Origin of the sequence: Bacillus tequilensis, from assembly GCF_012225885.1 — a bacterium.
Classification (GTDB): domain Bacteria; phylum Bacillota; class Bacilli; order Bacillales; family Bacillaceae; genus Bacillus; species Bacillus tequilensis.
In genome coordinates this window covers 3209824-3228203 of the sequence record NZ_CP048852.1, presented here as the reverse complement: position 1 = coordinate 3228203, position 18380 = coordinate 3209824, and the positions used below count along the sequence as shown (strand labels likewise).

20 protein-coding genes and 1 riboswitch are annotated in these 18380 nt (G+C 45.7%); of the genes, 16 read left to right on the top strand and 4 right to left on the bottom strand.

All coding sequences use genetic code 11. The features are described 5' to 3' along the window. Positions 1 to 3 precede the first annotated feature (3 nt). The 3 genes from G4P54_RS17120 to G4P54_RS17110 are packed head-to-tail and all read left to right on the top strand — an operon-like array spanning position 4 to position 3095. Entirely contained in the window at positions 4 to 1197 is a 1194-nt protein-coding gene (locus G4P54_RS17120) for an efflux RND transporter periplasmic adaptor subunit (protein WP_167873326.1), read from the top strand. Next, on the top strand, positions 1181 to 1870 hold the full coding sequence (locus G4P54_RS17115) for an ABC transporter ATP-binding protein (RefSeq protein ID WP_024713554.1): 690 nt from the start codon (positions 1181 to 1183) through the stop codon (positions 1868 to 1870). Before G4P54_RS17120 ends, G4P54_RS17115 begins: the two co-directional genes overlap by 17 nt. Beyond that, a complete protein-coding gene (locus G4P54_RS17110; protein WP_167873325.1) occupies positions 1863 to 3095 on the top strand; it encodes an ABC transporter permease in 1233 nt (410 codons plus the stop codon). Before G4P54_RS17115 ends, G4P54_RS17110 begins: the two co-directional genes overlap by 8 nt. 32 nt (positions 3096 to 3127) lie before the next feature. Here G4P54_RS17110 and rsiO read toward each other — a convergent pair whose 3' ends face one another. The 3 genes from rsiO to G4P54_RS17095 all read right to left on the bottom strand — a co-directional run bounded on the left by rsiO (position 3128) and on the right by G4P54_RS17095 (position 5038). Then, a complete protein-coding gene (gene rsiO, locus G4P54_RS17105; protein ID WP_167873324.1) occupies positions 3128 to 3538 on the bottom strand; it encodes an acid stress-sensitive anti sigma factor RsiO in 411 nt (136 codons plus the stop codon). Between the two features lie 64 nt (positions 3539 to 3602). Next, positions 3603 to 4760 carry an oxalate decarboxylase gene (oxdC, locus tag G4P54_RS17100; RefSeq protein WP_167873323.1) on the bottom strand — a complete coding sequence of 386 codons (1158 nt, stop codon included), beginning with the start codon at positions 4758 to 4760 and terminating at the stop codon, positions 3603 to 3605. Positions 4761 to 4882: 122 nt separating this feature from the next. After that, a complete protein-coding gene (locus tag G4P54_RS17095) occupies positions 4883 to 5038 on the bottom strand; it encodes a YvrJ family protein (RefSeq protein ID WP_032681714.1) in 156 nt (51 codons plus the stop codon). A 202-nt stretch (positions 5039 to 5240) separates the two neighbouring features. Here G4P54_RS17095 and sigO point away from each other — a divergent pair, with 202 nt between their 5' ends. From sigO to G4P54_RS17070, 5 genes are all read left to right on the top strand, one after another. Beyond that, positions 5241 to 5771, top strand: a complete 531-nt coding sequence (sigO, locus tag G4P54_RS17090; RefSeq protein ID WP_167873904.1) for an RNA polymerase sigma factor SigO — start codon at positions 5241 to 5243, stop codon at positions 5769 to 5771. Between the two features lie 3 nt (positions 5772 to 5774). Then, on the top strand, positions 5775 to 6011 hold the full coding sequence (gene rsoA, locus G4P54_RS17085; protein WP_024713559.1) for a sigma-O factor regulator RsoA: 237 nt from the start codon (positions 5775 to 5777) through the stop codon (positions 6009 to 6011). Between the two features lie 142 nt (positions 6012 to 6153). Beyond that, positions 6154 to 6867 carry a two-component system response regulator YvrH gene (gene yvrH / locus G4P54_RS17080; protein ID WP_024713560.1) on the top strand — a complete coding sequence of 238 codons (714 nt, stop codon included), beginning with the start codon at positions 6154 to 6156 and terminating at the stop codon, positions 6865 to 6867. Further along, positions 6864 to 8606, top strand: coding sequence for a two-component system sensor histidine kinase YvrG (gene yvrG / locus G4P54_RS17075; RefSeq protein WP_167873322.1), 1743 nt, complete (start codon positions 6864 to 6866; stop codon positions 8604 to 8606). Before yvrH ends, yvrG begins: the two co-directional genes overlap by 4 nt. A gap of 70 nt (positions 8607 to 8676) precedes the next feature. Next, positions 8677 to 9555, top strand: coding sequence for an SMP-30/gluconolactonase/LRE family protein (locus G4P54_RS17070; protein WP_024713562.1), 879 nt, complete (start codon positions 8677 to 8679; stop codon positions 9553 to 9555). 37 nt (positions 9556 to 9592) lie between these two features. Here G4P54_RS17070 and G4P54_RS17065 read toward each other — a convergent pair whose 3' ends face one another. After that, positions 9593 to 10384 carry an SDR family NAD(P)-dependent oxidoreductase gene (locus G4P54_RS17065; RefSeq protein WP_167873321.1) on the bottom strand — a complete coding sequence of 264 codons (792 nt, stop codon included), beginning with the start codon at positions 10382 to 10384 and terminating at the stop codon, positions 9593 to 9595. Between the two features lie 153 nt (positions 10385 to 10537). Beyond that, a riboswitch (cobalamin riboswitch) is annotated at positions 10538 to 10677 on the top strand. A 105-nt stretch (positions 10678 to 10782) separates the two neighbouring features. On the opposite strand from G4P54_RS17065, the gene G4P54_RS17060 reads away from it, so the two are divergent. The 8 genes from G4P54_RS17060 (at position 10783) to liaG (ending at position 18348) form a co-directional block, all read left to right on the top strand. After that, on the top strand, positions 10783 to 11727 hold the full coding sequence (locus G4P54_RS17060) for an ABC transporter substrate-binding protein (protein WP_167873320.1): 945 nt from the start codon (positions 10783 to 10785) through the stop codon (positions 11725 to 11727). Continuing rightward, positions 11690 to 12751: a FecCD family ABC transporter permease gene (locus G4P54_RS17055; RefSeq protein ID WP_167873319.1), complete on the top strand. Its 1062-nt coding sequence runs from the start codon at positions 11690 to 11692 to the stop codon at positions 12749 to 12751. The genes G4P54_RS17060 and G4P54_RS17055 overlap by 38 nt, the downstream gene beginning before the upstream one ends. Then, complete coding sequence (locus G4P54_RS17050) at positions 12751 to 14079, top strand: ABC transporter ATP-binding protein (RefSeq protein WP_167873903.1); 1329 nt, start codon at positions 12751 to 12753, stop codon at positions 14077 to 14079. Before G4P54_RS17055 ends, G4P54_RS17050 begins: the two co-directional genes overlap by 1 nt. 21 nt (positions 14080 to 14100) lie before the next feature. After that, positions 14101 to 14682 carry a cob(I)yrinic acid a,c-diamide adenosyltransferase gene (locus G4P54_RS17045; protein ID WP_024713567.1) on the top strand — a complete coding sequence of 194 codons (582 nt, stop codon included), beginning with the start codon at positions 14101 to 14103 and terminating at the stop codon, positions 14680 to 14682. A 174-nt stretch (positions 14683 to 14856) separates the two neighbouring features. Beyond that, a complete protein-coding gene (locus G4P54_RS17040; RefSeq protein WP_024713568.1) occupies positions 14857 to 16125 on the top strand; it encodes an MFS transporter in 1269 nt (422 codons plus the stop codon). A gap of 162 nt (positions 16126 to 16287) precedes the next feature. Further along, entirely contained in the window at positions 16288 to 16668 is a 381-nt protein-coding gene (gene liaI / locus G4P54_RS17035; protein WP_167873318.1) for a cell envelope stress-induced membrane anchor protein LiaI, read from the top strand. 26 nt (positions 16669 to 16694) lie between these two features. Then, positions 16695 to 17375 (top strand): stress responsive protein LiaH, encoded by a 681-nt coding sequence (gene liaH / locus G4P54_RS17030; RefSeq protein ID WP_167873317.1) that lies wholly within the window; start codon positions 16695 to 16697, stop codon positions 17373 to 17375. Between the two features lie 100 nt (positions 17376 to 17475). Next, on the top strand, positions 17476 to 18348 hold the full coding sequence (gene liaG / locus G4P54_RS17025) for a LiaG family protein (RefSeq protein WP_167873316.1): 873 nt from the start codon (positions 17476 to 17478) through the stop codon (positions 18346 to 18348). The last annotated feature ends 32 nt before the right edge of the window (positions 18349 to 18380 follow it).

Genomic DNA, 18380 nt, shown 5'->3' with positions numbered 1-18380 from the left:
GTGGTGTCCAAGAAGAAAAAATGGCTTATTGGCGGTGCAATATGTGCCGGTGTGCTTGTATTGGCTGGGATCGGAGCCGTCGGTTTTACCTTTTTTACTCACATGAACCAAGTTGCCGTAACATCGGAGCCTTATGCCGAGTCGGTAGCTGTGTACATGGGAGGAGAATCAGAATCTGGCCAAACGTTTTCCGGAAAGGTTGAGCCTGAGAAACAGCAGAAGGTATATATTGATCCGGAAAAAGGCAGCATTAAAAAAACATATGTCAAAGAAGGCGACCAGGTTAAAAAGGGCGATAAGCTTTTTGAGTATGAGGGTGAGGATCATTCCGACGAGACTGAGCAAGCCAATTTGCAAATCGAAATGACAAATCTGCAAATCAGCCGTTTGCAAACATCAATAACGGAAACGGAAAAGAAGCTGAAGGCGGCCGGAAAAGAGGAGAAATCACAGCTTCAAGATGAGCTTGATCAGGCCAATTTCGATTTGAAAACGAGCCAGCTTGAGCTGAAGCAGCATCAAAAAGAGCTGGCTGCCCTGACAAAAAACAAAGGTTCCAATGTCATGACAAGCAAGCATGACGGGATCGTTCAAAGCGTCAATCAGGATATCGCTGACGGAGCAACAGGTGACCAAGCGGCAGGTCCGTATATCCAGATTGTTTCGACGGGGAAGTACCTGGTCAAAAGCCAAATCAACGAGCTGTTAATGGACACAATTAAAAAAGGCAGCAAAGTCAGAGTTACGCTGAAAACAGGCGGTGAAGGCGAGTGGAAAGGAAAGGTCGCCTCGATCGGCAAGCTTCCAGCGGGAGCAGGCGAGGGTGAGGAATCAGAAAGTTTTGCTGAGGAAGAAATGAACCCTCAATCCTCTAACTATCCGTTCACTATTATATTAGACAGCCATAAGGGTCTCGAAGTCGGCTATCATGTCAACATCGAAGTGATGGGTGATGAGGCTGATGCGGACACCATTAAACTGCCGTCCGACATGGTCATTCAGGATGACGGCGAACCATACGTGTGGAAAGCGGATGAGAAGCAGAAAGCGGTCAAACAGCCTGTGGAACTCGGGGATACTGATAAAAATGACATGGTGGAAATTAAGAACGGCCTGACGCCGGAAGATTATGTGATCTATCCTGATCCCGCGGTCAAGGAAGGAAAGCAGGTTACAGTCAATGCTGACACTGAATAATATTTCGAAATCGTACAGGCTGGGAAAAGAAGAAGTTCCAATCTTGAAGCATATTAATCTGACTGTCCAGGCGGGGGAGTTTCTGGCGATTATGGGGCCTTCCGGTTCTGGAAAATCAACGTTAATGAATATCATCGGCTGTTTGGACAGGCCAACCTCAGGAACGTATACGCTTGACCAGATAGATATTTTGAAAGGGAAGGACGGCGCTTTAGCCGAAATCCGCAATGAATCAATCGGGTTTGTATTTCAAACCTTTCATTTGCTGCCGCGTCTTACCGCGCTGCAAAATGTCGAACTGCCGATGATCTACAATAAAGTGAAGAAAAAAGAAAGAAGACAAAGAGCCTATGAGGCACTGGAAAAGGTCGGGTTAAAAGACAGAGTCTCTTACAAGCCTCCGAAGCTGTCAGGAGGACAAAAGCAGCGGGTGGCGATAGCGAGGGCCCTTGTCAATCAGCCGAGGTTTATTTTAGCTGATGAACCGACCGGGGCGCTTGATACGAAATCAAGCGAACAAATTTTGTCGCTGTTTTCTGAGCTCCATCAGGAAGGCAAGACCATTATTATGATTACCCACGACCCGGACGTCGCTAAAAAAGCTGACAGAACCGTATTTATCAGAGACGGTGAGTTGGTTTTAGATGAGAGAGGGGATATCAGCCATGCTTGAACATATTCGAATCTCTTTTCAGTCTATCTTTTCTCATAAATTAAGATCGATTTTGACAATGCTCGGTGTCATTATCGGCATAGCGGCAATTATCGCGATTGTTTCGATGCTGAAGGGCCAAAGTGAACAATTAAAGCAGAGCATGATCGGCATGGGGAATAACGCGATTAATGTTGTCTATCAGCCATTGGGCGGGGAAGAGCAGGGCAGCGGCTCTTCTCAGGTGTCGTATACGTCCGCGCCGCCTGTAGCGGAAGAAACAGTAAAGGCGATCAAATCCGATCCTATGATCAGAGGATTATCCTTATACTATTTGTCTGAAGACGCGAGCGTTTTTCATTTAACAAACGTTTCATATCCTCAAGTGTACGGAGTTGACGCTGATTATTTTGATATGTTCCCAATCCGTATAATCGAAGGAAGAAAGCTGACGGAAAACGAATTAAACAGCACACGCCAAGCGGTGATGATCAATGAGGCCGCCAGAGATGAACTGTTTCCAGACGGAGACGCTCTGCATCAAAACATTGAGATGAATGGTGTGCCGTTTAAGGTTGCCGGTGTGTTTAAAGAAAAAAATCAGCAGGACAGTATGTTTGAAGGCGACTACGCGAACCCTGTTTTGTACGCACCGAAAAAAGTGTGGCCGCTCATTGAAGGCTTTGATGCGCCAACTCAGATTGCTGTCCAGGCTGATTCGTCTGAGCATATTCAAGAAGCGGGTGTAATGGCTGCTGATCTTTTAAACCAAGGACTGTCTGATGCCGAGCTGGAAAAAGCAGAGTACAGCGTAGTAGATCTTCAGGAGATTGCACAGGAAATGGAATCCTTTAACCGGTCCTTTGCGTTGCTGCTTGGCGGAATCGCTAGTATTTCACTTTTGGTCGGCGGTATCGGCGTTATGAACATTATGCTCGTTTCCGTTACGGAGCGCACGAGGGAAATCGGGATTAAGAAAGCGCTCGGTGCTAAGCGGCGGGTGATTTTATTTCAGTTTTTAACCGAGGCTGTTGTGCTGACAAGCATTGGCGGAATACTCGGTGTCCTGGCGGGCTTCGGCATCGCTAAGCTGCTGACGGTCGTTTTTCCGATGCCTTTTATCGTCTCCGTTCCGGCTGTTGCGGGAGCACTCATCTTTTCAATGGCAGTCGGCATTATTTTCGGCTTGCTTCCGTCCATCAAGGCATCTAAACTTCAGCCTGTAGACGCGCTTCGCTATGAATAAAAAGAACGCATCCATTCGGAATGCGTTCTTTTTTAGCTTGGAAGGGCTGAGTTGCATTTGTCTAAGATCAAAAAAACGGCTGCGACGATCATTTCTTCTGTAGTGGACAGCCAGATGTCGCTCATCAATTGGTCTGTCGTGTAAGCAGTCATCCACAAAAACAGCAGCTGTACGATGCCGGCAAGAAAAATGAATAAGCGTTTTCCTGTCCTGAAAAATGTAAAACTATGTATGATCAGACGTTCAAAAGGTTCAAAGAATAACCCGAGGATAAGGAATAGCACGGCAAAAAGCAGGACATGAGCCGTTGAGCGGTAGCTTGTTCCCGCTAAAAAAAACAAAATGAAAATGACTGTATAATAGGTCAATACCACTGCGGCGGCGGCCAGCACGTACTGTGCGGAGAGCCGCAATAGACGTTTTGTAGAAGTTTGAAGTTTCACTGGTTCAGCTCCTTATGAAGTAAGGCTTGCAGAGAACGAGTGATCTCTGCAAGCTGTGAGTCTTTTATTTACTGCATTTCTTTTTTACAACCGGATGCTTTTCTTTTGAAAGAATATCGGTAAAGTCTTTGCCTAATTCAAGGTGCGCTTGAACAAATTTTTCAGGAAGCATAGCAAGCCATTGGTTTAAGGAAACATCGGCATAATGATCGTCTTTGAAGATTTCTAAAAAGACAAGCGGTTCATCCCCAAGATTTTCAACGTAATGGCCCATTGCAAATGGAACATATCCGACATCCCCGGCTTGGTAGTTAAACGTTCTGGCATGGCCGTCAGATGCAAAAACGGTCATTCTTGCCTTGCCGGAGATGTAGTATTGCCATTCATGAGTATTCGGATGCCAATGCAGCTCTCTCATGGCACCGGGTTCCACCGTTACGAGCGCGGATGCGATTGTTTTAGACACTGTAAAGTTTGTTGAATCTGCAATGTATACTTTTCCGCCCTCTGATTCAATCGGCTCCTGTTCCAGAAGGCGATAAGTAAATGGGTAAGGCACTTCGCCGTTCGGCCCTTCCACAATGTCATCTTTTAAACTGCCTGGGAGTTGATTTTCAAATATATATTTTTCTTTGCCAGGCAAATTGGCGATTTCTTCTTTTGTTACACCAAAGTTCGCAGCAATCACTTCTTTAGGGGTGTGGGCAAGCCAGTCTGTCAGCTGGAACGTGCTGTTTTCAGAGAATGATCCATCATCAAACACGAGCAGGAACTCAGCTCCTTCATCCAGGGCTTGAATGGAGTGCGGCAGGCCTGACGGGAAGTACCAAAGATCTCCTTCGCCTACATCATCGATAAAGCTGCGCCCTTTTTCGTCCACAATTGTGACTCTTGCACTTCCGTAAATCATATAAGCCCATTCAGCTTCTTTATGCCAATGCAGCTCGCGAATGGCGCCTGGCTTCAGCCGCATATTTACAGATGCGAGGTTTTCTGAAATCGGCAGCTCACGCACGGTGACCTCACGGGCGTATCCGCCTTTTTCTAATCGGTTATGAGTGTCAGAGAACGAGAATTTCATATTGCTGACGGTGCCATGATCGGTTTCCGGCGGAACGAGCATATCAGGATTTTGGCGGTCTCTTTCAATATTGCGCGGAATTTTTACCGTTGCTCCTTTGTCTCCTCTGATTGGCTGCGGAATGTCGTTTTGTTTTTTCATAAAACTGTCTCCTCCTTAAAAAATGAAATGTGTGAGCAGAAAGAGAAGGTGAAAGGCCTTTCGTTTTCCCTTCTGTCTTGTTAAGTGAAAAAAAACAGCGAAAAGTCAACTTCCGTTGAAAATTAATTTTTTGCTTTATGATCTTTCAGTTCTGTCATCAGTTCTATGAGCTGATCAAACTTTCTCTCAAATCGGGTCAGCAGGTACATGGCAATTAGCGCAGGAAAGCCTAGATTGCCGATCTGTTTTACCACTTCCTCTATGAAAACCTGATCCATGGGAAAATACCTCCCTTCTTTTTTACAGTCATGTATATAAGTGAAGGAAATCTAAGAAAACGTAAACTGCGGCTGGAGTATGTAAGGCAAACGCTAGTCAGAAAGTAGTAGTTTACTTTTTTTTGCTTTCCTTCATTTAATTTAGTAGGGAGGCGGTTTGATGGACTATCAAGGTCTTTTGCGGTCGAAATGTAAGGAGATAATGAAGCATCCCATCGTGAAGCATTTTTTGAGCAATCCTCAGCATTACCGTTTGTTCAAAAGCGTAATGGAAAGCCCGAACGAAAAAGATGCAAAATCGCTGGACGAGCAATTCAAGCAATTTTATAAGGAAATTCGCATCGTCAAGTATATGAATTCAATGATTCGGATCTTTTCTATCGATTTTGATAAGCGGGTTCGCAAAAACCAAAAACGGTATCCGCTGACAGTGGATCATCCGGAAGCAGGAGAACGGCTTCCTTCCGAAGCGGGAAGCGATGCATTTGAAGCATTTTTAGACCAGCAGGATGATTTGAGCCAGCATGTTCAGGATTATCAGCTCTATCAAGCGATCCAAAATCTGACTGACAAACAAAAAAGCGTGCTGACGAAAGTCTATCTTCACGGTGCTACGATGCAGGAGATTGCAGATTCATTAGGGGAGTCCCGGCAAAACATTTCCAACATTCATAAAAAGGGGCTTGAGAATATCAGAAAGCAGCTGGCGGCGCGAAAAAAGGGGGAAAAGTAAGCTGTGAACAGACAGTTTGAACAAAAGAAACAAAGAGACGACATGTATGACATTGAACATCTGATTGCATGCTTTTCACCGATGATCAGAAAAAAACTCAGCAATACCTCCTATCAAGAAAGAGAAGATTTAGAGCAAGAGCTGAAGATCAAAATGTTTGAAAAGGCTCATATGCTTTTGTGCCAGGACGTTCCGGGGTTTTGGGAGTTTATATTGCACATGGCGGACGAGAACTCATAACCATTTATCATCTAAAATACGAAAAACGGGAATCTTCTGGGTTCCCGTTTTCTGTTTGTCCGGCTTTCCCATTCAAAAATGTACCAAAAATAAACGATATAATGATAAGATGAAAAAAACAGTGACAGAAAGGAACATAAAAGTGGAAAATGCGTCAATTTTAATCGTAGACGATGAGAAAGCGATTGTGGATATGATCAAACGCGTTCTCGAAAAAGAAGGTTATCGAAATATATTGGATGCGGCAAGCGCAGAAGAAGCGATTCCGGTTGTGAAGGCCAATAAGGTTGATTTAATCGTGCTGGATGTCATGATGGGCGGAATGTCAGGTTTTGAAGCCTGCACGCTGATCAGAGAATATTCAGAGGCGCCGATCTTTTTTCTGACTGCAAGATCATCCGAAGCGGACAAATTGTCGGGCTTTGCGGTTGGAGCTGATGACTATATCACAAAGCCATTTAATCCGCTTGAATTAGCGGCGCGGATCAGGGCGCATCTCAAGCGGACATATCAGTCGAAAGAAACGAATTCAAATAAAACATATACATATGATTATTTTACATTTTCTCCGCAAAATGCTGAGCTGATTGTAGGCGGGGAAGCTGTCGCATGTTCAGCGCAGCTTTTGCAGCTTTTGCAGTATTTTTGTGAACATCCTAATGTTGTGCTTTCCAAAGATCAAATCTATGAAAAAGTTTGGGGCTATCCGTCCTACGGTGACAACAACACTGTCATGGTGCATATTCGCAAACTGAGGGAAAAAATCGAGCGCGATCCGAGCAATCCTGAGTATATCGTAACCGTTCGCGGTCTTGGTTACCGTTTTATCCCGAATCCCGAAGGCAAGCGGTCATGAGATTAAGATGGAAGTTTTTGTTTCACTTTTTCGGGCAGATGCTGATTGTGATTTTGCTGCTCACAGTTATGCTTGTCGCTTCTTTTTTCTATTTAGACTCGCGATTTAGCGATGCGGAATCCAATTCAGGGCTGACAAAGGCAACGACCGATACACTTGAGGCATATCTCGATGTAGATGAAGACGGGACATGGGAAGTGGATGATTTTCTTAAGAAATCTGTCGATAAGCAGCACGGCTGGATGCAAATCATTGATTCGAAAGGGAAAACTGCTTATTCCTACAGCGTGCCGAAAGACGTGCCCGAATCCTTTACTAAGAAAGAGCTATTATCTATTTATAAAACGAAAAAGTTTCATCATTATAGGGTGAATTATTGGGCCATCGATATTGAAGACAAGTCGTATCTCCTGTTATCGGGCTGGAAATTAAAGAGCGAACAGATGCTGACTGACATTGAAAAGCACGAACAAAAAATAGACGCTTTCGCACATTATAAGTCCAGTACCATCGACTCTATTAAGCGGGAGAAAGGCGCCGTTTATCTTCTAGACAGCAATGGAAACATGCTGGACAGCATTAATGGCACAAAAAGTGAAAGTAAAATGCTGAACCAGCTGGAGCTGCTTAAATACAGCTCAAAACCGTGGAACTATAAGCGGGAGATTTCCGTTAAGATCCTTAGTAAAGACAGATGGATGGTCGCTACGGTGCCGAACCCCGTCTATGTAACCGATCAGGAGTTTAACAAATCGTTTCTGAAGGTTGTATTAAAGGCGATGTTCCTAGTTTTGGCCGTTTTGTTCATGTATATCATTTGGATGACTGTTTGGTATATGTTCCGGTTCGGGCTTCCGATTTTTCACACGATCAAATGGCTCGTTAATCTTTCGAAAGGGAAGCTTGAGGAACCGAAAAACCGCGAAGGCCGTCCGATCAGTAAAAACAAAAAAGGGAAAATCAAACAGCCGTACCGCTTCTTCGGTGAGATTTTTGAATCAATGGATCAGCTGACTGACACGCTGAGGCGGGATAAACGAAACAGAGAAAAAATTCAGGCGACAAGAGAAGAATGGATTGCGGGTTTGTCGCACGACTTAAAAACACCGCTCAGCAGCATTTACGGTTACAGCATGATGCTTGAGTCGAAGCAGTATGACTGGTCACCGGAAGAAGTGAAAGAAATGGGTCAGGTTGTCAGAGAAAAATCTGAATACATGTCCAAGCTGATTGAGGACTTAAATTTAACATACCGTCTGAAAAATGACGCTCTTCCAATTGAAAGAAAGCTTACAAGCCTGATCCCTTTTTTCAGAAATGTTATTGAGGATTTTAAGAAAAATCCGTTTTCTGAAGGGTATGACATCTCCTTTGTGTCCAAAGAAGCGCTTATTGAATTTGCGCTCGATGAAGCATGGTTCAGGCGCATATTAGAAAATCTGCTTGGAAATGCCGTGAAGCACAATGATAAAGGGACGGAGATTCAGGTCATTCTCGAACAAACAAAAAACCATATTTCTTTGAAAGTAAAGGACAATGGGAAAGGAATGGATGAAGAAACGATCACCAATTTGTTTAACCGTTACTACAGAGGGACGAACACGAAAGATTCCGCTGCCGGAACGGGCCTCGGCCTTGCGATAGCCAAGGAGCTTGTCCACCTTCATAACGGGACGATTCATGTAAACAGCAGAATAAACATTGGGTCGGTCATTACCATTCTATTTAAAAAACAATAAACATGTGGTTTGGATACCTCTTCGGCGGGAATAACAATGTATAGACTGAAGCTAAAGAGGTGTAACATACATGGATGCAGTATTGGAAGCAGACACGCGGGCAGTAATTGGTGAGGGTCCGCTATGGGATGAAGAAAACGCCCGTTTATATTGGGTCGATATTTTAGGGAGTGAGCTCCACATCTTTGACCCTGCAGAAAAAATCAACCGGTCCGTCAAATTCAAATCCTTTGTGACGGCGCTTGCGAAATATTCAAAGGATGAGCTGATTATGACGATGAAGGACGGGTTTTATCTGTATCATCTTCAAGATGACAGCTTAGAAAAAATCAAACAGCCGAAGGATTTGCATGAGAGCCTGCGTTTTAATGACGCAAAATGCGACCCGTACGGAAGGCTCTGGGCGGGGACGACAAGCATGGAAGGCGAGGAAAATCAGGCCTCGCTATACCGTTTAGATCCTGACGGCAGACTGATCAAAATGAAAGATCAAGTCTCGACCTCGAACGGTTTGGATTGGGATCGCGAGCGGGATTTAATGTATTACATCGACACGCCGACGCAGGAAATTGTCCGCTACAGCTATGATCCTGAAAGCGGGGATGTCTCACATCCAGAATCCGTCTATCGTTTTGATCAAACTGACGGACTGCCGGACGGCATGACCATCGACCAAAATGGCATGCTGTGGGTGGCGCTGTTTGGGGGCGGCCGCGTCGTTCAGATTGACCCGTTTCAGAAAAAAGAAATCGATTCAATCAGTGTGCCGGCCAAATATGTCACGTGCTGCGCGTTCGGCGGCAAAGACTTAAAAACTCTTTATATCACAACGGCAACGGAACAAATGACAGAAACAGAAAGATACGAGCAGCCTCACGCGGGAGGATTGTTTTCAGCAAAACTGGCAACAGGCGGATATCAGCCTGTTCCATTCGCTGGAGAAGTATAAAAAAACGCATCCGAAAGACGGATGCGTTTTTGGCATATTACAGAGAACGAATAATGCCGCCTTCGACACGCTGTGCCGTGCCGTTAATGGCAGATGCGGCGTCAGACGCGAGGAATACGATCGTGTTGGCGACTTCTTCTGCTGTCGCATATCGCTGAATAAGAGAAGTCGGTTCATTGACTTTAAAATAGTCTTTGATGAATGTATCTGTATCCTGTCCGGCAGCTTGTGCCGCGCCTTCCATATAGGATGCCACGCCCTCTGTCCAAGTAGGCCCCGGAAGCACTGAGTTTACCGTCACATTTGTGCCTTTCGTCATTTCTGCCATTCCTCTTGAAAGGCTGATCAGCGCCGTTTTTGTCATTGAGTATGGAATCATTGTTGGCAGCGGTTTGACACCTGCTTCGCTTGCAATGTTTAAAATGCGGCCGCTGTTTTTGGCAAGCATTTTGGGAAGGAAGTGACGGCTTGTCCGAACCGCACTCATCACATTCACTTCAAAATATTGATTCCACTCCTCATCTGTCACATCGGCAAAGTCTTTTACCTCGAAGAAACCAAGGTTGTTGACAAGGATATCGATATCACCGATTTCATTGACTTTTTCAATAAAAGCCGCGGCTTCATCTGTTTTTGACAAATCGGCAGCCGCGCCGTGCACCGTCCCATATGAAGAAAGCTCTTCAACTGCGCGATTGACAGTTTCCTGTTTGCGTCCGTTGACAATGACTGCCGCACCTTCTTGCAGAAAGCTTTTTGCTGCGGCTTTCCCGATACCTGAAGTTGAGCCTGTGATTAAGACGAGTTTGTCTCTTAGCTGTAAATCCATAAGAATCATTCCTTTTTCTAGATGATGATATAAGTATACAAGATCAAATTTAGTGTTTACGAGGATTTTGCTTTCATACACACCTCAAGGGGAAAGCCGTTCGGAACGCATATACAAGCCTGTCGGTCATATAGTATAATTACTCCGAAAAAAGGATACCAATGTCAAATAGGTGCCGGTCCGTGAACAACAGCCGGCTTAATAGGGAAACCGGTAAAAGCCGGTGCGGTCCCGCCACTGTAATTGGCTATAGCGCCAAGAGCCAGGATACCTGCCTGTTTGATCAGCACGAAGTCTGCGAGGACAGATGATGTGTAAACAATAGGCTTTTTTGTGTTGTTTACAGCATCTTTACCGTCGTAGAGATGCTTTTTTTAATTCACTTAGGAGGAAAGGTTATGAAAAAATCAGCCCGAATATGGACTGCGCTTTTGCTCGCTGCTGTTATGCTGGCAGGCTGCGGCAATACTGCGGATCAAAAGGATTCCAAGGCAAAGCAAAAGACAGGAGCGTTCCCTGTCACGATTGATGATGCGTCCAATCAAGATGTGACCATCAAAAAGGAGCCTAAAAAGATTGTTTCATTAATGCCGAGCAACACAGAAATTACATACGCTCTCGGTCTCGGTGACAAAGTGGTCGGTGTCACCTCAAACGATACATATCCAAAGGAAGTCAAAAAGGTTGAGAAAGTCGGAGACATGAATGTAAACGTTGAAAAAGTCATTTCTCTAAAGCCGGATCTCGTCCTTGCCCATGAGTCTTCCATGTCAGCGTCAGCGGACGCCATCAAACAGCTGAAGGACGCGGGCATTACCGTGCTGACTGTCAATGACGCACAATCATTTTCCGAGGTGTACAAATCAATCGAAATGATCGGAGAAGCTGCCGGTGCAGAGAAAAAAGCCGATCAGCTCGTGAAAAACATGAAATCAGATTTGCGGGATATTCAAGAAAAAGCGAAAACCATTTCAAAAAACGAGGAGAAAAGCGTATTTATCGAGGTTTCTCCTGACCCTGACATTTACACAACCGGAAAAGACACGTTTATGAATGAAATGCTGAATGTCATCCATGCTAAAAACGCAGCAGCGGACCAAACAGGCTGGGTGCAAATGACAGACGAGGCGATCGTAAAACATAATCCTGATGCTATCGTGACGACAGACGGAGTGAAAGCGAAAGCAGTGGAAAAACGCGATGGCTGGAGCGAAATCAATGCTGTGAAACATCATCGTGTGTATGAGGTGGATCCTGATCTCGTGACACGATCCGGCCCCCGTCTGATCGAAGGGGTCGAAGAACTTGCGGAAAGCATTTACCCGGATACATTTAAGGAATAATCGTTACGCCGCATATTTCATCAGTTTTTCATTTTTAGCTGTAAGCATCGTTTTAGGCATTTCTTGCGGAAGCCTGCAAATTCCCATCCCCGCTATCTTTCGTGTCTTTTGGCATGAAGGCTTTGGCGGCTCTATCGGCTCTGATGACCCGATGTACACCAATATTATGATGAATATCAGACTGCCGAGAGTTATGCTGGCCGCCCTTGTGGGGGCGGCTCTTTCTATCGCAGGGGCCGCTTTTCAGGGGCTGCTGAAAAATCCGCTTGCTGATCCATATACGATCGGTGTTTCATCCGGTGCTTCCGTCGGAGCGGTTGTGACCTTGTTCTTTGGCCTAAGGCTTCCTGCGATCGGAGGATTTACACTTCCGGTTGTGAGCGTGGCCGCGGCACTTGTCACAATTGCTGCGGTGCTTTCCTTCAGCCGTCTCGTTCATGCTTCAATGTCGGTTTCTACCCTCATTTTAACAGGGGTCATCATCAACTCATTTTTGGGCGCATTGATTTCTCTTATCATCGCCCTGACAGGTGACAACCTGCTGCCGATTGTGCATTGGCTGCTTGGCAGCGTCTCGATGCGAGGCTGGAGTTATGTGGTTTTGTTTCTCCCGTTTTTTCTTTTGGGAACCATTTTATTGATCATAAACGGCCGAGAGCTGAATGTGATGACATATGGAGAAGACAAAGCAAAACTTCTCGGAGTCAGCGTTCAGCAGAGAAAAGTGCTGATTTTAATAGCCGGCTCTCTTTTGACGGGAAGCGCTGTGGCTGTGTCGGGCACAATCGGTTTTGTCGGCCTTGTGATTCCGCATATCACAAGACTTTTGTGGGGAACGGACCATCGGCATTTACTGCCGCTGTCCGCCTTGCTCGGAGCAGGTTTTCTCATTTTAGCCGATTTGCTTTCCAGAACGATCATTGAACCGATTGAACTGCCGATTGGAATTATTACGTCCTTGGCGGGGGCGCCAGTTTTCGCTCTTATTTTAATTCGGCAGCACCGCGGGGGGAAACGATTATGATGAAGGCAGAAGGGCTGTCGGGAGGATATGGAGACAGCAAGCTGATCAACAATGTCAGTTTCACAGTGGAGAAGGGAGAATTCCTTGGTATTCTCGGCCCTAATGGAAGCGGAAAGACCACGCTTTTGCACCTGCTGACAGGGACGCTGCCAGCCAAGGAAGGCAGCGTTTATTTGGCTGGCAGACCGCTGGCGGACTATAAACCGAAAAAACTGGCGCAAATCATGGCCGTCCTGCCGCAAAAAACGGATCAAGCCTTTACCTTTACCGTCAAAGAAACTGTAGCCTTCGGGAGATATCCATTCCAAACAGGGTTGTTCAGACAGCATACTAAAAAAGATGAAGCCATTGTACAGGAAGCAATGGAGCAAACAGGAGTAGCCGCTTTTGCGCAAAAATCGATCCGTGAACTAAGCGGAGGGGAGCAGCAGCGGGTGTATTTGGCCCAAGCATTGGCGCAGCAGCCAGATATTTTATTTTTGGACGAGCCGACCAATTTTCTTGATCTGGCTTATCAAAAAGAACTGCTTGACCTCATCAAACGCCTGACAAGAGAAAACGGAATGGCAGCTGTCAGTGTTTTTCATGATCTGAACACAGCGAGCCTGTACTGTGATGAGCTCCTGTTTATGAAAAACGGTACAGCCGGGCCGAAGCAAAAACCGGAATATGCTGTCACCGAGCATCATATAAAGGCGGTGTACGATACTGATGTCACCGCATTGGTTCATCAGAGCTCACCTAAACCGATGATTGTGATTCAGCCTGAAAAAGACAGCGTACAGCCGCGGCCTATCTTATTTGAAGCATTGCTGCAAGCTGGGTGCGATCATATTCTCCTGCAAACGGAAACCCCGCTTCGCACCCTGTCCTCAGCGCCTCTCGGTGCAGGGTTTTCATGGAGCAGGGCGCTGATTCATAAACAGCTGCCACCCCAGTCGGATCCGATAGAAGGGCTGACGGGCTATTTATCTGAAAACGGTTTTCGTCTGCATGAAACGTGTGCGATGGCTTCTCCGGGACGGCTTGACCGTTATGTATATCGAACATATGAAGATGGAGATTTATCCGTTTTCATCTGCGTCATGAGCGGCTTTTCAATATGGATTTTGATCAATGGTTATGCCGCAGATCAATTCTTCGTCAAAGCTCTGATGAACGCCGAGGCAGAACGAGTGAAAGCGCTGGGAGACCGACGGGCAGAGGGGGATATTCTCATCGCCGCGACGCAAACTCAGCAATCCGAAAACACAGAACGGCGGCTGAATCAATTGATACAGAAAGGGACAGCTGAATGTGTAAAAGAGGCTGCAGAGCTGTTTGAATAAGTCTGTAAAGGAGACATATGGATGAAACTATATACAAAAACAGGCGATAAAGGACAAACGAGCCTAGTCGGGGGCAGAACGGATAAGGACAGCCTACGCGTCGAAAGCTATGGCACGATTGACGAGCTGAACAGCTTTGTCGGACTTGCTTTGGCAGAGCTTTCCGGGCAGCCCGGCTTTGAAGATTTGACAGCCGAGCTGCTGAACATCCAGCATGAGCTGTTTGACTGCGGAGGCGATCTGGCGATAGTCACAGAAAGCAAAGACTATAAACTAACAGAAGAATCCGTTTCCTTTTTAGAAATGCGGATTGATGCCTACACAGCAGAGGCGCCAGAGCTGAAGAAATTTATTCTTCCGGGCGGATCGAAGGGGGCTTCGCTTCTCCATGCGGCACGAACCATTACAAGGCGGGCGGAGCGCCGAGTGACGGCGCTGATGAAATCAGAGGAGATCCATGAAACAGTGCTGCGTTATCTGAATCGCCTGTCCGACTATTTCTTTGCAGCCGCACGGGTTGTGAATGTGAGAAGCGGCATTGACGATGTGGAATATGAAAGAAGTGCTATTGTGTTTCGGGACCGAAACAGCAGTGAATCATAAAAAAAGAAAACGAAAGCCGGCGTGTTCAAATGCATGCCGGCTTTTTTGTTTTTCATTCTGTCACTATCCCATTTTACGACAAAAAATGAACCTTATGAATTATTGACCTTAAAATGGAAAAATGAGATATTGTAACAAATGTATGTAAAAAATAGGAAGTGAGGGCTCTGATAGATGGTGAAATTAATTGAAGGTAATAGCATCTGGAAGAGAAATTTCAATTATCTTTTTTTCTCAAGAATAGTCAAGATATCCGGCGATATGTTCGCATTTAATTCAATATTATGGTTTTTAATTTATGACGGCAAAGGTGCGATCGGGACCGCTTTATTGATTGCTGTCACCTTTTTGCCGGAAGCTGTTCTGGCGCCTGTGACGGGTCCTTTCATGAAACAGAACACGCTGAAATTTTGGATGTACTTTTCAGATCTGACAAGGGCTGCGATTGTCTTGATTATTCCTCTTTGCCATTTTGCAGGCTTTTCTCCGCTGTGGTTTGTCATGACTCTTATGATTGTGCATTCTGCTACAGGGGCTGCCTACAATCCCGCCTCCATAGCCTTAATTCCCCAAATCGTAAATGAACAGGGCATTCAAAAAGCAAACGCTGTACTGCAATCCTCCGCTCAAATTGTCCGGCTCGGAGCTGTCACGTTATGCGGTGCTTTTCTGACATTTATCAGTCCTTCTTATACAATGCTTATCGCACTAGTTCTCTATCTGGTTTCTGGCTTTCTCGTCCTTTTTATTAAGCACACTGCGGTTGAATCTCAATCAGAGTCAGCTGCTGTTGCGCAGAGAGGCACATATATCGGCAGACTGAAACGCGGTTTTACGCTTGTCAGAAGACATCAGATTTTATATCCGCTCGCTATTTATTGTATCTTTATGAATTTTGCGGCCGCTCCTTGGGAAGCACTCTCAGCCGTTTACGTTGCGGAAGATTTAAACGGCCAGCCGATCGTGTATTCACTTTTAAAGGCCGCCACTGCCGGAGGCGCGTTTTTATTGGGATTTGTCTTGGCAAAAGTCAAAGTGAACAGGTACGGCCTGCTATTCGTAACGGCCGGCATTATTGAAGGGTTTGCTTTCTTTGTTACCGGGATGAATACCTTTTTGCCGCTCGTCTTTTTTGCTGCATTCACCTTTGGCGCCGCAGTCAGTGCTGTTAATGTTCCAGAATACACGATTATCCAAACCTCTGTGGATAATGAGGATCAGCCGCAGGTCTACGCCGTTATACATATGATCTCAAATATATCTATACCTGCCGGAGCTGTTATTTGCGGATATGCCGCGAATGCTTTTGGTTCGGGAACTGTGATCGCTGTCGGAGGGGTTGTTGAAATTATTGCGGGTATCGGAATTTTGCTGTTCACTAAGCTGGCTAAAGCAGAACAATCCGACCTGATTAAAGAAAGGGAAGCAAGTATTCATCTGTAAAAGGATTTTGAAACGCCATGCTTCGTGCATGGCGTTTTTTTGTGCCTATGGGTCCGGCACAAGATACGACTCCGGTCTTATGTAAAAATCAACCTCTGATTCGTTTTGCGCAAAAGCCAATTTGTTTAAGATGAAGACAAGGAAAACGAAAGGAGGATCTGCATGAAGATAAACATGAAAACGATAGGCGGATTCTTATTCATTGTATTTGGGATCTCCGTCTTTTTTGGAGGAGGAAGCTTCGGCTTTATCATCCCGCTCGCAATCGGGAGCTTGATGACATACGCAGGAATCAAAAGGTTTGCCGCAGGAAAAACCATCACGGGAATCATCTTGGGCGGTATCGGAGCGATCATGCTCATCTGCTCACTTCCGTTTGTCGTCGGAATCGCGCTGGCGGCCGCTATGGTGTATTACGGCTGGAAGCTGATGAAAAACGGATCAGCGGATAACGGTGTAGCATCTTTTGATCCTGAACCGGCTTCGGCTGCATACCAATCTCACTTTGATGACGAATGGGAAGAATTTTTGAAGAAAAAATAATATCAGCATATTAGGAGGAATCAGGTATGGTATTAAAGAGAATAAGAGACATGTTTGTTGCGTCAGTTCATGAAGGTCTTGATAAACTGGAGAACCCAAAGGTGATGCTGAATCAATATGTCCGTGATATGGAAAGCGACATTGCAAAAGCAAAACAAACCATTGTGAAACAGCACACAATTGCCTATCAATTTAAGAAAAAATATGAAGAAGCAGCTGAAGCGGCAGGCAAACGCAAAAATCAGGCACAGCTCGCATTTGACGCAGGCGAAGAAGAGCTGGCGAAAAAGGCGCTGACTGAAATGAAGTATTTAGAAGGGAAGGCTGCTGAGCATCAAGCGTCCTATGAACAAGCAGACAGTCAGCTTGCTGAGCTGAAAGAACAGCTGGCTGCACTTGAAACAAAGCTTCAGGACGTAAAGGATAAAAAACAGGCGCTGATTGCCCGTGCAAATGCGGCGAAAGCAAAAGAGCATATGAATACGACCTTTGACAAAATTGACAGCGAAAGCGCGTATCGCGAGTTTTTGCGTATTGAAAACCGTATTGAAGAAATGGAAATCCGCGCGAATTATTCAAAGTCAGCGGAAGCCGGCACAGAACTCACACGCAAAGAATTCTCAGACGATGTGGAAGCGGAGATTGAAAAAATGCGGGCCCTCTCGCTGCAAAAATCAGATCAGGCATCACAAGCAGCAAATGAATAAGCGGAACAGGGAAGGATTTGCGGACAATTCCTTCCCTTCCGCGCGTATCAATTCACAAGCTTTTCCTTTATAATAGAATGACTGAGAAGGATGGAATCGAATGAAAAAAATGCTGGGCAAACTGCTGATCACTGCCGGTATTCTTATATTTTTCGCCGTCGTCGTAAAAGACGTGTTTGCTGCTGGCTTGAGTTTCGTAAACGGCACGGAAGCCGATTCTGCCAGCGCATCGCCTCGGGACATTGACAGTGTGGTCATTGAGTCGGACGGCAAGAATGTCCGGATCATAGCGGAAGAGCGAAATGACATTTCGGCAAGCATTTCAAGAGACTCAGGAAAGTTATTTGTTACTGAAAACAGAAAAAAACTGGAGCTGACCGCAAAGGAAAAAGAATTTCAATTTTTGAATGGGGCTACCCGTTCTTCCCTTGTCGTCCGTGTTCCATATGATTATAAGGGTGACTTGACGGTGCGAACCTCAAGCGGTGACGTGTCTGTGCACGGCAATCATCATCTTGTGCTTTCCGAGCTGAACGCAGTATCTGCGAGCGGAAATATAAGAGTGACGGACGCCCGCCTTCAAGATTTGAAGGTAAAGGGATCATCCGGAGATGTCACCATTTCAAATACCAACACCAAAACAGCCGGCATTGACCTAGCTTCAGGAGACACAAATCTGGCTGATGTATCAGGCTCTCTTGATGTGCAGATGACTTCAGGAAACCTTGTTGCCGCACTGAAAAAGGTAACGGGCCCTGTATCTGTCTCGCTGACAAGCGGTGATGCAGATCTGAGCCTTCCTAAAAACGGCAGCTTTACAGTCAACGTGAAATCATCGAGCGGTGACGTCAGTTCGCCGTATTCATTTGCTGAACCAGCACATAAAGAAGAACATCAAATCACAGGCTTGCAAGGAAGCGGCCGGCATCCGATCGTTATGAAAACGGACAGCGGGGATGTAACAATACGGTAGCACCAGGCAGAAGAAAGGAGGCGGACACCAGG